The organism is Burkholderia sp. AU15512 (assembly GCF_002223325.1).
Classification (GTDB): domain Bacteria; phylum Pseudomonadota; class Gammaproteobacteria; order Burkholderiales; family Burkholderiaceae; genus Burkholderia.
This window is the reverse complement of record NZ_NKEX01000003.1, coordinates 1,034,508-1,047,381: the sequence shown is the minus strand read 5'-3', so window position 1 is coordinate 1,047,381 and position 12,874 is coordinate 1,034,508. Positions and strand designations below refer to the sequence as shown.

Sequence of the window (12,874 nt, the reverse complement as noted above, 5' to 3'; positions counted from 1 at the left end):
CGTTACATCCCCCGTCGACGCGCGGCGATTCGCTGCAGCACGCTGAACACGCCGAGCGCGAGCAGCAGCCCCGCCACGACGCCGACCGCGCCCAGCACGACCGGATGCCGCGCCGCCTGCGTCCACACCCGCGCATACCACGGCACGAACCCGACCACGTAGGGCTCGCCGACGCGCAGGCTGTCGACCTGCCCCGGCCGCACCAGCGCCAGGTCGCCCTGCAGCTGCGACACGAGCCCGGCGTTCTCGAACACGTCGAGCAGATCGCCGAGGCGCGGCTGGTCGGTCGCCGTCAGCGCGACGACGCTGCGCCCGCGGCTGCCCGGCAGCTCGAACCCGGCGAGCGCCGCGAGCGAGCCCGTCTGCTCGATGTGCGCGCCGCCTTCGGTCAGGCCGACGCCGTTGCGCCAGCGCTCCTTCACCGAGAAGGCGACGCGCGCGGCGCCCTCGCCGCCCGCGCTGCCCTGCTCGCCGATCACGAGCGGCAGCGCCGAGCGCCAGTGCGCGAGCAACGGCGACGCGGGCGAGCCGTCGATCACGAGGAGATCCTTGCTGCCCGACAGCGCGGCGACGTCGCCGGGCCGCGCGACCTGCACGCGCAGCGCCGGGAAGCCGGTCCATTCGCCCATGTGGCCGAGCATCGTCAGGTAGGCCTCGAGTTCCTGCGGCGACGGCCGGTCAGGCATCACGACGGCCGTCTGCGACAGGTCGGCGAAGCGCGTGAACGGGAAGCCGCTGTTCGCGAAGAACGCGAGGTTCGGCAACTGCGCGTAATGAACGAAATGCGAGAAGTCGATCGTCGAATCGGGATCGATCGCCGCACGCTGCGGCTCGGTCGCCGTGCTCGAGCACAGGCCCGTCTTCTGCGAGTCGAGCGTGAAGCGGAACTGCAACTGGTTGCCGCTGCCGACCCGGAACGCCGGGATGTCGACGTCGCTCGTCACGCGCCCTTCCGGCACCGACAGCAACGGCAGCTGCATGCGGCCGTGCGCGTCCTCGGCATGGGCCGGCCCGAGCCGGTACGACTTCACGAGCTGGTCGTTGATCTCGACGGCAAGCGTCGAGTTGTCCTGCACCGTCGGCGCCGTGTAGCGGTAGCGCAGCGTGATCGGCACGCCCGCGCCGTTCCACGAATGCAGGTCGGACGGCACGCGCAGGTTCAGGCGAATGGCGTCGGGCGACGTGCCGCGCACTTCCAGCTCGCGCGTATCGGCGACGAGCTCGCGGAACGGGATCGGCCGGTTCACCGGCAGCCAGCGCGGCGCGTCGTACGGTTTGCGCGGCGCGCCGAGATCGACGTGCGCGACCGTCGCCGACGGCCCCGACAGCGCCGCGCGGCCCAGCACGAGCGTCGCGACCGCATCGTCGACCTCTGCCGCCGTGCGGCCCGTGACGACGAGCAGCTTGCGCCCCGGCGCGGCCGGGTTGTCGGCCACCGCGAGCAGCGGGCCGTTGATCGACGGCAGCGCGAGGCCGGCCGGCAGCGTCGCGGCCGTGCCGATCACGACCGCCTGGTCGTCGGCCGGCAACCCGGTCGACACCGGGAAGCGCGCATGCCGATAGTCGGCCAGCGCGCCGAACCACGACGCGAGCACGCCCGCGCTGCGCAGCGTCGCCGAATCGGGCGACGCCGGCAGCACGAACGGCAGCCGCACGCGGCCGTTGTCGCGCCGGTCGAAGAACGGCGCGGGCAGCAGCGCGAGATCGTTCGGCAAACGAACCGGCGATTCGTCGAGGATCAGCTCGCTTTTCGGGCTCACGTCGGCCCACAGCGCCGAGTTGGCCGGATCCTCGCAATGGTCGAGCGTGTAGTGCGCGATCAGGCGCAGGCCGATCTGGTTGAAATCCGAGAAGTAGCGCGGATCGATCGGGATCTCCTGCGTGACCGTGCGGCCCGCCTGCGCGGCGTCGAACGGAACGGTCGCGATGACCTCGCCGTTCACCGACACCTTCAGGTGCGACATCGGGAACACCAGCGACGGCGAATACGCGTAGGTCAGGCGCAGCCGCGCGCCGGTGACCACGCGGTCGAGCCGCACGCCCGCATTGATCGTGCGTGCGTCGTCGGCGCCGCGCAGGCGCAGCGGATCGAACGCGCCGAGCGACGCGAACGGCAGGCGCACCGTCGTCACCGGCAGCCCGGCCGCGGTCGCGCTGACCGCCGCGGGCGCGGCCGCGAGCACCGGCGCCGGCGCAGCGCCGGACGCGGCCGCAACTGGCACGACCGGCACGGCCGGCATCGGCGCGGCCGACAGCGCGGCGGCATGAAAAGCGCCGGCCATCGCGGCCGAGAGGACGAGCAGCGACACGGCCGGCTTCATGCGGCACTCCGTTTCATCAGGATCATCCGGTCGTCCGTCGCATCGCAATCGATGCACGCAAAGCAGCTATGCCCGTGAGTGAACATCCCCACTGCTTCCCTCATATGTATCCAACTGGCCTGATTCATTTATCGAAACGATGCGGCGATTTCTTTAATCGCGCGGCATCGTGCTACGCGCGCCTGGCACCGGCACACGCCCATTCGTCACACTATCTCAAAAACAGGGCAAAACTCACCCCGATTCGCGACATTGAAGCGAAAAAACCTCAATCCGGTCGGAAATGCTGCGCGAGAGGGATGAATGGTAAGAATTGCGCCGTTGTCGCCCGGCAGGTCAAACGGCATACTGCCGGCGCGGATCGGCTGGCCGGCGGCGATCCGTTGCAGACCGCCCGGCCTGAACGCGCGGCCGCGAGGCGGCGCGTATGCTACCGCAATCCGACGCCGCCGGATGTGCTTTCTTTCACGGAAAACGGACTTGAATCAAATCGTCGACACTGCCACCCCGTCCCCCGATACGCTGCTGCGCATCATCACCGTGCAGACCGAGATCGCGAAGCTCGGCCTCGATCTCGGCAGCGTGATGGCCTATGTAACCGAGCAGGTGCCGCAGCTCACCGGCGCGAGCGCCGCCGCGGTCGAATTCGCCGAGGGCGACGACATGGTGTACCGCGCCGCGTCGGGCACGGCCGCCGGGATGCTCGGCCTGCGGTTGCGGCGCTCGGGCAGCCTGTCGGGCCTGTGCGTGCAGCAAGGCGCGTTGCTGCACTGCATCGATTCGGAAACCGACCCGCGCGTCGATCGCGACGCCTGCCGGCGGGTCGGCCTGCGCTCGATGCTCGTGATGCCGCTCACCCATGCCGACACGACCGTCGGCGTGCTGAAAGTGATGTCGCCGGAAGTCGACGGCTTTTCGCCAGCCGACGCGGCCACGCTGCGGCTGACGGCCGACCTGATCGCCGCCGCGATGTTCCACGCGGCGCGCAACGAGGCGAACGAACTGTACCTGCGCGCGACGCACGACGCGCTCACGGGCCTGCCCAACCGCGCGCTGTTCTACGACCGCCTGCGGCAGTCGATGCACACGACGCTGCGCGCGAACGGCCGGCTCGGCATCCTCAACATCGACATGGACGGGCTGAAGCCGATCAACGACGGGTTCGGCCATCGCGCGGGCGACGCGGCGCTGCGCGAGATCGCCACGCGGATGCAGGGGGCGGTGCGGCGCTCGGACACGGTCGCGCGCATCGGCGGCGACGAATTCGCGGTGATCCTGCCGAACATCGGCAATCGTGACGATGCGCATGCGCAAAGCACGCGGCTCGCGCGCCAGGTCAGTGAACCGTTCGAATTCGAGGGGCGCCCGATGCGGCTCGGCGTCAGCGTCGGGATCGCGCTGCTGCCCGACGACGGCACCGACATGAACGCGCTGATCGAGCATGCGGACCAGGCGATGTATGAAGTGAAACGCACGCGGTCGCAGCGGGTCGCTCACGCGTAACGCGGCTCGACCAGCCGGCGGCGGCTGCCTTGCACGGGCGCTAGCCGATCTGCGGCACGGCGATCGCGAGCCCGACCACGAGCCACTGGACGATCGCGACGAGCACACCGGCCCGGCAGAGCCCGACCGCACCGCGCACGCGTGCGTCGAGTGCGCGTCCGGCCTTCGACGCATCGATCCAGCCGAGATCGGCGAGGGCGCGGTCGAGCGCCGCGAGGCCGTCGTCGACCGATCCGTCGCCCGCGGCCGCACGCGCGAGCGCGGCGAACAGCCGGCGGTCGATCTCGATGCGCACCGCGTACCACAGCGCCGCGATCCCCGACCCGGTGCTGACCACCGCCAGCAGCACGCGGGCGATCGTCGCCGGCGCCCAGCCCGACGCGATCCACCAGCCGGCACCGGCCGCGGCCAGCGCGGCCGCGATCGCCCACGCGCCTGCATCGAGCGCGCCGCGCGCGGCGGCAATCCTGAATGGCGCGGACGGGTCGCGCATCACGCGCCTCCCGCGCCGCGACGGCGATCGATCCACTGCTGCAGCACGGCCACGCCGTCGTCCGACCACACCGCGTGCGGCCGCACCGCACGCACCGCGGCCAGCGCGTCGCGCGCATCGCCGAGCCCGCGTCGCGCCGCCAGCCACGCGGCCGCGCACAGTACGCTGCGCCCGTAGCCGAGCGCACAGCAGACCAGCACGTCGCGCCCTTCCCCATGCAGGCGTTCGAGCGCCGCGACGGCCTGCGCGAGTTGCCCGGCCGTCGGCGCGACGAGATCGAGCTGCGGCACCGTCGCATACGCGAGCGACGCATCCACCGACGCCCAGCGCGGCATCTCGGCGGTCAGGTCGACCAGTGCCGTGAAGCCGTGGCGGCGCACGTCGCGCGTGGTCGGCGTGCGCCCGATCGACACGCGTTCGTCGATCCGCACCGGCGCCGGCTGCCGGAAGGTCCACAGCCGCGAATTGACGAACGCGCCCGCAATCGTCGGCGCGAGCAGCCAGCGCATGACGACCGGGAACCGCCCGAGCGCGTCCTTCTGGAAAGCGTCGGGCGCGCCGCGCCGGTAGATCCACGCGACACAGGCGAGCGCCAGCGCGACCCACCCTGCCGCCAGCGCCCAGCCGGGCGCGCGCGGCACGCACCCGAGCGCCACGAGCGCGAGCGCCGCCGCGCCAAGCGCATAGCGACGCGCGAGCGCACGGCCGGCCGCGCCCGGCGACGCATCGGCGCCCGGCAGCCGGCCCGCGGCGTCGCGCAGCGGAAACAGGAACAGCGCGAGACAGCCGACGGCCGCGCCGGTCGGCACGTCGATCGCGTGATGCTGGTAGGTGGTCAGCACCGACACGCCGATCGCCGCGAACCACAGGTGCAGCACGCCGCGCGCGAACGTGCCGCGCAGGTGCTGCGCATAGACGGCCCACAGCACGACGAGCAGCCCGATGTGCAGCGACGGCGCCTGGTTGAACGGCTTGTCGAAGCCCATCAGCAGCGTGAACAGCGCACCGGCCACGCCGCCGGCGTCGGGCCGCTCGAACCCGAAGCGCAGCGGCCACGCAATGAAGCACGCGACCGAGATCAGTTGCACGGTCAACAGCCGCTTCACGTGATCGAGCAGGTCGGCGCGGCGCGTCCAGAAGAAGAACGACAGCGCATACAGCAGGTCGATCGACCAGTACGGCACGATCGTCCACGGCACGAACGGGATCGCGTGTTCCCAGCCGAACGCGAAGGTCGGCACCGCCGCGCGGCGCGCGGCGAGCCAGTTCGCGAAGCCGTAGGTCGAGAAGAACACGGCCCCCATCACCGCGAGCCAGCCGAAACGCAGCGCGAATGACGCGTCGCGTGCGTCGGCGCCGGCATCGGCCGCGGAGGCCGGTTCGGCGAGGTCGCTCGCGCCGCCGTCGAGCGCGCTCATGACGCGTCGACCCGCTGCGCGAGGCTGACCGTGAAGATGCCCATTTCGTCGATCCGCTGGTCGAGCTTGCGGAAGCCCGCGCGCGCGACGAGCTCGTCCATCTCGGCCTGCGAGCGGCGGCGCATCACCCAGGTCGCTTCGCCGCGGTGATTGTTCAGCGCACGCGCGATGAATTCGAGCTGCGGATGCCACGGCTGCCCCGTATAGACGAGATAACCGCCCGGCGCCACGGCCTGCGCGAGCCCGCGCAGCGAGCGCTCGATCAGCGCGTTCTCGCCGAACAGCTCGTAGAGGCCCGACACGATCGCGAGCGTCGGCCGCGGCTCGAGCGTCGCGAGCGACGCCTCGTCGAACGCGTCGCCGCGCTCGAAGCGCGCGATCGACTCGAGGCCGCGCTGCGCGATCAGCACGCGCCCGGCCTCGACGTTCGGCGGGCTGTAGTCGCGCAGCGTGATGTCGTCGGGCGCCGCGCCGTCGCGCTCGGCGGCCGACGCGATCGCGTCGAGCACGTAGCGCCCGTGCCCGGCCGCGATGTCGACGATCCGCACCGGTGCGCCGTGGCCGCGCAGGCGGCCGATCGCCGCGCCGATCAGCTCCTGCAGATGCACCTTGCGCTGGCGGATGCCGACCCAGCCCGGCGAATCGAGATAGGTGCGGTCGATCAGCGCGCCGACGCCGAGCCGCCCTTGCGCGCGGTTGCGGTACACGTAGTCGAGCGTCGAGCCCGAATCGAAGCCGAGCCGCAGCCCGAGCGCGATGCCGTCCGACAGCGCGCCGCCGGCCTTCAGGCCGGCGCGCGTGAGCGCCCAGTACGCCCGCGCGAACGCATTCGCGGGCGGCCGGCCGAGCGCCGCGTATTCGTCGTGGAACGCGCCGCGCCGGTCGGCGTCGGCAAGCGACACGCGCGGGCTCGGCGCATCGAATTCGCGCAGCACGAAGGCGCGCAGCGGAGCGAGCGCCTGCGCGCGGTCGCGTTCGCCGAGCGTGTCGTGATAGAAGCCCGGCAGCACGATGCGCTCCTTGCGCGCGGCGCCGAGGCGTTCGAAAAAGCGGTCCTGCGGGCCGCGATGCACGACCCAGTCGGCGCCGGAGATCAGCAGTTGCGTCGGCACGGTGATCGCGGCCGCGTCGGCGACGATCCGCTGCGCGGTGTCGTGCAGGTCGAGCAGCATGTTGACCGCGATCGGCCGCGTGATCAGCGGATCGGACGCATAGCTCGCGATCCGCTCGGGATCGTGCGTGAGGAATTTCGGCTTCACGTAGCTGTTCACGTAGAACAGCCCGCGCAGCTTGTGCATCAGCCGCAGGCCCGGCCGCGCGAACGGCACGTAGAGCTTGATGTGGAACGCCGGCGACGCGACGACGAGCGCGCGGATCGGCGGCGCATAATCGTGCGCCCAGGTGGCCGCGAGCACCGCGCCGACGCTCTGGCCGACCACCGCCATGTCCTCGATCGCGATGCCGTGCGTGTCGCGGATATGTTCGACGAAGGTCTGCAGGTCACGCACCGACGCGGCCGCGCTCGGGCTGTAGCCGCGCGCGCCGGGCGAGCGGCCGTGGCCGCGCGCATCCCATGCGAAAAATGCGAAATCGGGTAGGTCGAGCTCGTCGACCAGGTGCGCGACGCGCGCCGAGTGTTCGTGGCCGCGATGCAGCAACACGATGGCGCCGCGGCAGCGCGGGCCCGTGGCGGGCCAGTGACGATAGAACAGCGTTTCGCCGTCGTGCGTGATGAAGTCGGCCTCGCGGGCCATGCGTGCGCTCATGCGTTTTTCTCTCGTTTCGTTATTCGAATCCTGGTGCGCCGCCCTCCGGCGCCCGATACCGCAACTGCGTTGACGACTGTTTCAACCGCCCTTTCAACCGCCCTTTTCCGCGATGCCGGCCTGCACGCGCCGCACCACGGTCACGATCGACAGCACGATCAGCAGCCGCCACAGCCATGCTGCAACGCCGCCGACCGGAAAGCCGAGCCCGATCCACAGCGCGAACGCCCCGAGCGCGAGCGCACGGTCGCTCTTGCCGAACGGGCCGTCGTAGCGGCGGCTCACGCCGACCAGCGGACCGATCAGCCCCGCGCATTCGACGATCACCGCCGTCAGCGCGAACAGCCAGACGTCTGCCGGAGCGAACGCGGAAATCGCGAGAAACGGCAGCACCAGCGCGACATCGGACACGACGTCGCCGAGCTCGTTCAGGTAGGCGCCGAGCGTGCTCTTCTGGCCGTGCTCGCGCGCGAGCATCCCGTCGATCGCATTGAGCGCCATCCGTGCGAACAGCCACAGCGGGATCAGCAGGAACAGCGCGCGGGCAAACACGCCGAGCCCGGCGAGCGCGCCGACGACGATCGAGCCGCCGGCCGCGAACAGCGTGACCTGGTTGGCCGTGACACCACGTTCGGCGAGCGAGTTCGCGAACGGGCGCAGGGTGTTCTGGAATTTGGGTTTGAGTGCGTAGAGGCTCATCGTTTTATTTGCGCGGCACAGTCGGATACATTTCCCGCCGCCATGCCCCGGGCGGCGAATCGGCCTTGGACGGCCTTCCATGGACGGCCCTAATCGTCGCCGAGCGGCCCCGATGCGTCAAGCGCGCGCCCGGCCCGCACGCGCGGCGCCAATCTGGCGTTTTTGACGGAAACTCGCGATAATCCGCTGGCCCGATCGCGGCGAGATCCATTCGAACTGCAAACGGGCACGCGTGCAACAGCCGATTATCACGCCGCCGACCGGCGCATTCGCCGCGACGCAACAGCGTGTGACGGCGAATCGTCCGATTATCGCGGACCTGCGACAGGCAGCCACGAATTTGAAAAAATTTAAACAAGGGCCGTCCGGCGCGCATCCTGCCGCACCGGCATTCCGGGGTCCCGCCCGCCGCGCATGCGCTGCGGGCCATGCAGGCACGCAGGAGGCGCAGCGCCGATGAACATCCTCAACGTCTGGCAGCGCGATTTCCTGCTGTCCATCGTGCGGCTCGTCGCCGGTGCGTATCCGGTCTGGCATCAGGCGCCGCCGTCTCCGACGCAGAAGATCTACTTCTCGAACCACACGAGCCACATCGACACGCTCGCGATCCTCGCCGCGCTGCCGCGCAACGTGCGCGCGGTCGTGCGGCCGGTCGCCGCGCGCGACTACTGGGACAGCAGCGACATGAAGCGTCACATCGCGCAGAAGCTGCTGAACGTCGTGCTGATCGACCGCCACCGCGAATCCGGCGGCGACCCGCTGGACCCCGTGCGCGACGCGCTCAAGCACGGCCATTCGATCATCATCTTCCCGGAAGGCACGCGCGGCGCCGAGATCCTGCCGCAGCCGTTCAAGAGCGGGCTGTTCCACCTCGCGACCGAGTTTCCGGACGTCGCGCTCGCGCCCGTCTATCTCGAGAACCTGCAGCGGATCATGCCGAAGGGCGCGATCTGGCCGGTGCCGCTGATCTGCAAGGTGCACTTCGGCGCGAACGAACAGCGCGGCGCCGACGAGGACAAGCCGACTTTCCTCGCCCGCATGCGCGACGCGGTCGTCGCGCTCGCGCCGCCGCAGCGGCCGGCCGGCTGAACGCGGCGCCCTCTTCATCCCTTTCCGGATATCGATAATGCGAACCATTTTCTGGGAACTGGTCGCGGGCGTCACGGGCGTGCTCGTCGTCGCGACCGTGATCGGCGCGATCCTCGGCGCACGCAGCGGCGGCACGAGCGCGACCATCGTCAACCTGAACCAGCGCATCCGTGCGTGGTGGGCGATGATCGCGATCATGGCCATCGCGATCGGCCTCGGCAACAACATCACCTATCTCGTGTTCGCGGTGCTGTCCTACCTGACGCTGCGCGAATTCATCACGCTCACGCCGACCACGCCGAGCGACCACACGACGCTGTTCATCGCGTTCTTCGTCGCGATCCCCGTGCAATACCTGCTGCTCGGGATCAACTGGTACGGGATGTATTCGATCTTCGTGCCCGTGCACCTGTTCTTCGCGATGTCGCTCGTGTCGGCGCTCACGCAGGACACGCGCGACTTCCTGAGCCGCAACGCGAAGATCAACTGGGCGCTGATGGTGTGCGTGTACGGGCTGAGCCATGCGCCGGCCGTGCTGATCCTCGACATTCCGCACTACGCGGGGCAGAACGCGCTGCTGCTGTTCTTCTTCCTGTTCGTCGTGCAGATCAGCGACGTGCTGCAGTACGTGGTCGGCAAGCTGTTCGGCAAGCGCAAGATCGCGCCGCAGCTGTCGCCGTCGAAGACGATCGAGGGTTTCATCGGCGGCGGCCTGCTGGCCACGCTGTGCGGCGCATCGCTGTATCGCGTGACGCCGTTCAGCTTCGGGTCGGCGTTCGGCATCTCGCTCGCGATCGTGATCGCGGGCTTCGTCGGCGGCCTCGTGCTGTCGGCCGTCAAGCGCTCGCTCGGCACCAAGGACTGGGGCTCGATGATCGCGGGCCACGGCGGGATGCTCGATCGCGTCGACTCGATCTGCTTCGCCGCGCCGGTGTTCTTCCACCTCGTGCGGTATCTGTACGTGTGATGCGCGGGCGGCGCCACGCCGCCCGTTCCTGCGCGCGATGGATCAGTACCCTTCGCGCAATGCCTTCGGCACGACGTAGCGGCCGCGCGCCGCGTCGAACTTCACCGTATGGCGCGCGCGGATCGTCTTGTCGCCGCGCGTGCCCGTTTCCGTGACCGTCAACGGATAGACGTCGCCGGCACCGGTCAGGTCCGGCGCGATCTCGAAGCGGCGTTCCTCGCAGCGCGCCCGCGCGTTCGCACATTCGGTCGACTCCGCGTTGTCGAGCGCCTCGTCGATGCGCGCCGCCGCCAGCACCAGTGCATTGCCGACCGGCAGCCAGATCGCGCGGAAGCGTTGCGAATAGCCTTGCCGCGTGTCGCTTTCGCCGATGACGAACCCGAACAGATGCGGCCCGAGCCGCTCGATACGCACCGTGCCCGGCTCGCCGCGCCCGCCCGACGCGATCTCCGTTTTCTTCATGACCGGCTCGAGCGTCTTGCCGTCCGCCGCCGGTTTCAGCACGTACAGGTCGATCGTGCCGGTCGTCGCGTCCGAATCCATGCCCGGCATCCCGTTCTGCACGGCCGCCTCGGTCTCGCCGCACATCGCGAGCAGCGTGCGCGGGCCATCCGAGGTCGCGACGCGCAGCGAACCGCATGGTGCATAGACAAGATCGCCGCCGTCCGCCTGCCAGCCCTTGCGGTCCGCGCGCCAGTTGCCGTATGTGTCGTGGATGAAGGTCTTCAACAGACGATCAGGCTGGACCGGCTCGGCCGCATGGACGGGCGACATCGCGGAAAGCGCGGTGAGCACCGCGAGCGCGCCAGGCGCGGCGAGCGAAGCCGCGAGCGGCTTCAGACGTGTGTTCCGGGGCGGGACTGTCATGACGTGGTTCGTTCTGGTCGAAAAGAAGTGTAGCGAATGGTGGCGGGCCTTCCCGATCACGGTTGCCGTGGTGCGATGCCGGTGCCGTCCGGCTTCAGCCGCGCGGTTGGCACCCACCCTTCGGCGGTGACGCGCGTGCGCGGATTCAGGTAGACGACCGACGTGAAACGGCCATAGTCGGCACGCGCATCGACGTGGTCGTGCTCGACGATGAACCGCCCGTCGATCCGGCACGTGTCGTCCGGCGCGGAATAGAACGGCAGGCGCCCCTTGCCGGTGACGACGCGCCCGGCATCGCTGCCCATCACGTAATCGCCCTGCACCTGCGCGCGGCGGTTCAGCGCATCGCAATCGACGGCGTCGCGCACGGGTGTAGCCGGTGCGGCCGGTGCAACCGGCGCAACGCACGCCGACACGAAACGCGACAACGCGCGCCGGTCGATCTTCAGCACGTCCGGCCGGTCGGGATCGCGCGTGACGTCGAGCGCCCGCATCGCCTGCGTATCGAGCGTGACCCAGCCGATCGTCGCGTCGCGATTCGGCGTGCCCGGATGATCCGGCATCGTGAACAGCCTGACGCGGTAGACGTTGCCGTCACGCTCGTCCACGTCGGCATGGATGTCATGCCGGCTCATCCCGGTCTGCCGCAGTGCCGGTACGATCAACCGGGTCAGTTGCTCATTGCACGACACCGGCGGCGTGGCGGCGGCCGTTTGCACGGTGGTCGCGCCCAGGCATGCCATCGCAGCAGGCACGGCGACAGCCGCCGCGAACCGGCGGCGGCATCCGGCCTCGCCATTCGCGCCGGCCGGCGTTACGATCTCGTTCTTCACCCAGGCTCCGTTCGATGCGTGCGGGGATCGGCCCGCGAGCCCGTAGCGTACACGCACGGCGCGGCACCGCAAGCGCGCATCGCACCTGCCCGACATGGACCCACGCATGAACCTCACGTTGCAGGACGTCGCCTGGCACCGCTCGGTCGGGCGGCTCATCGAGTCGCTCGACCAGCCGGGCTTCTGGCTGGCGCTGATCCGGCTGATCGAGGAATACGTCGCGGTCGACAGCTGGGTCGCGCTGACGTTCGGCGACGGCCGCCCGCAGGTGTTCGCCGAATGCCCGTACGAAGGCGGCGGCCCCGACCCGCTGTTCCGCGACTACGTGCAGGGCCTGTACCAGCTCGACCCGTTCTACATCGCGAACCGCGACGCGCCGAAGAGCGGCCTGTTCCGGCTGTCCGACGTCGCGCCCGAATGCTTCCGCGATACCGAGTACTACACGCTCTATTTCACGCACAACGTCGTCGAGGACGAGGTGCAGTACAACGTCGTGCTCGACGATGCGCGCACGCTGTGCCTGTCGCTCGGCAGCAAGCGGCGCTTCAGCCCCGAGCAGGTGGCGCTGCTCGACCTGATCCGGCCATGGGTGGCCGGGCTGATGCGGCAGCGGCTCGCGTTCGAGCCGGCCGCCGTCGAAGCCGCGGTGCCGCCGCGGGCCGGCAACCATGCGCAGGACGGCTTCGAGCGCGCGATGGCGCGGCTCGGCACGCCGCTCACCGCGCGCGAACTCGACGTGATCCGGCTGATCCTGAGCGGGCGCTCGAACAAGGAAGTCGCGAACAAGCTGGCGATCTCCGCCGAAACGGTCAAGGTCCATCGCCGCAACATCTACGGGAAGCTCGCCATCAACTCGCAATCGGAGCTGTTTTCGCTGTTCCTGAACGCGCAAGCCCGCACCTGACACGCATTGAGGGT

11 protein-coding genes are annotated in these 12,874 nt (G+C 69.9%); 4 read left to right on the top strand and 7 right to left on the bottom strand.

The window, feature by feature from the left end; all coding sequences use genetic code 11:
- Window positions 1–2 precede the first annotated feature (2 nt).
- Window positions 3–2,321 carry a cellulose biosynthesis cyclic di-GMP-binding regulatory protein BcsB gene (gene bcsB / locus CFB43_RS07550; RefSeq protein WP_089494628.1) on the bottom strand — a complete coding sequence of 773 codons (2,319 nt, stop codon included), beginning with the start codon at window positions 2,319–2,321 and terminating at the stop codon, window positions 3–5.
- A 480-nt stretch (window positions 2,322–2,801) separates the two neighbouring features.
- Between bcsB and CFB43_RS07545 the strand changes: the two genes are divergently transcribed.
- Entirely contained in the window at window positions 2,802–3,824 is a 1,023-nt protein-coding gene (locus CFB43_RS07545) for a diguanylate cyclase domain-containing protein (RefSeq protein ID WP_373452535.1), read from the top strand.
- A gap of 40 nt (window positions 3,825–3,864) precedes the next feature.
- Here the strand turns inward: CFB43_RS07545 and CFB43_RS07540 are convergent, their stop codons facing one another.
- The 4 genes from CFB43_RS07540 to CFB43_RS07525 all read right to left on the bottom strand — a co-directional run bounded on the left by CFB43_RS07540 (window position 3,865) and on the right by CFB43_RS07525 (window position 8,200).
- Window positions 3,865–4,317, bottom strand: coding sequence for a hypothetical protein (locus CFB43_RS07540; RefSeq protein WP_089472586.1), 453 nt, complete (start codon window positions 4,315–4,317; stop codon window positions 3,865–3,867).
- Window positions 4,317–5,735 carry a phosphatase PAP2/dual specificity phosphatase family protein gene (locus CFB43_RS07535; protein ID WP_089494626.1) on the bottom strand — a complete coding sequence of 473 codons (1,419 nt, stop codon included), beginning with the start codon at window positions 5,733–5,735 and terminating at the stop codon, window positions 4,317–4,319. Before CFB43_RS07535 ends, CFB43_RS07540 begins: the two co-directional genes overlap by 1 nt.
- The gene (locus CFB43_RS07530) at window positions 5,732–7,501 is read right to left on the bottom strand and encodes a bifunctional alpha/beta hydrolase/class I SAM-dependent methyltransferase (RefSeq protein WP_089494625.1); all 1,770 of its coding nucleotides are present in this window, start codon (window positions 7,499–7,501) and stop codon (window positions 5,732–5,734) included. Before CFB43_RS07530 ends, CFB43_RS07535 begins: the two co-directional genes overlap by 4 nt.
- A gap of 93 nt (window positions 7,502–7,594) precedes the next feature.
- Complete coding sequence (locus CFB43_RS07525) at window positions 7,595–8,200, bottom strand: CDP-alcohol phosphatidyltransferase family protein (RefSeq protein WP_089494624.1); 606 nt, start codon at window positions 8,198–8,200, stop codon at window positions 7,595–7,597.
- 456 nt (window positions 8,201–8,656) lie between these two features.
- Between CFB43_RS07525 and CFB43_RS07515 the strand changes: the two genes are divergently transcribed.
- Window positions 8,657–9,289: a lysophospholipid acyltransferase family protein gene (locus CFB43_RS07515; protein WP_089494623.1), complete on the top strand. Its 633-nt coding sequence runs from the start codon at window positions 8,657–8,659 to the stop codon at window positions 9,287–9,289.
- A gap of 37 nt (window positions 9,290–9,326) precedes the next feature.
- Window positions 9,327–10,256, top strand: coding sequence for a phosphatidate cytidylyltransferase (locus tag CFB43_RS07510; protein ID WP_089425119.1), 930 nt, complete (start codon window positions 9,327–9,329; stop codon window positions 10,254–10,256).
- A 42-nt stretch (window positions 10,257–10,298) separates the two neighbouring features.
- Here the strand turns inward: CFB43_RS07510 and CFB43_RS07505 are convergent, their stop codons facing one another.
- Window positions 10,299–11,123, bottom strand: a complete 825-nt coding sequence (locus CFB43_RS07505; protein ID WP_089494622.1) for a topoisomerase IV — start codon at window positions 11,121–11,123, stop codon at window positions 10,299–10,301.
- Window positions 11,124–11,179: 56 nt separating this feature from the next.
- Window positions 11,180–11,956 (bottom strand): hypothetical protein, encoded by a 777-nt coding sequence (locus CFB43_RS07500; RefSeq protein ID WP_256989948.1) that lies wholly within the window; start codon window positions 11,954–11,956, stop codon window positions 11,180–11,182.
- A 106-nt stretch (window positions 11,957–12,062) separates the two neighbouring features.
- On the opposite strand from CFB43_RS07500, the gene CFB43_RS07495 reads away from it, so the two are divergent.
- Window positions 12,063–12,860: a response regulator transcription factor gene (locus CFB43_RS07495; protein ID WP_089494621.1), complete on the top strand. Its 798-nt coding sequence runs from the start codon at window positions 12,063–12,065 to the stop codon at window positions 12,858–12,860.
- Window positions 12,861–12,874 lie beyond the last annotated feature (14 nt).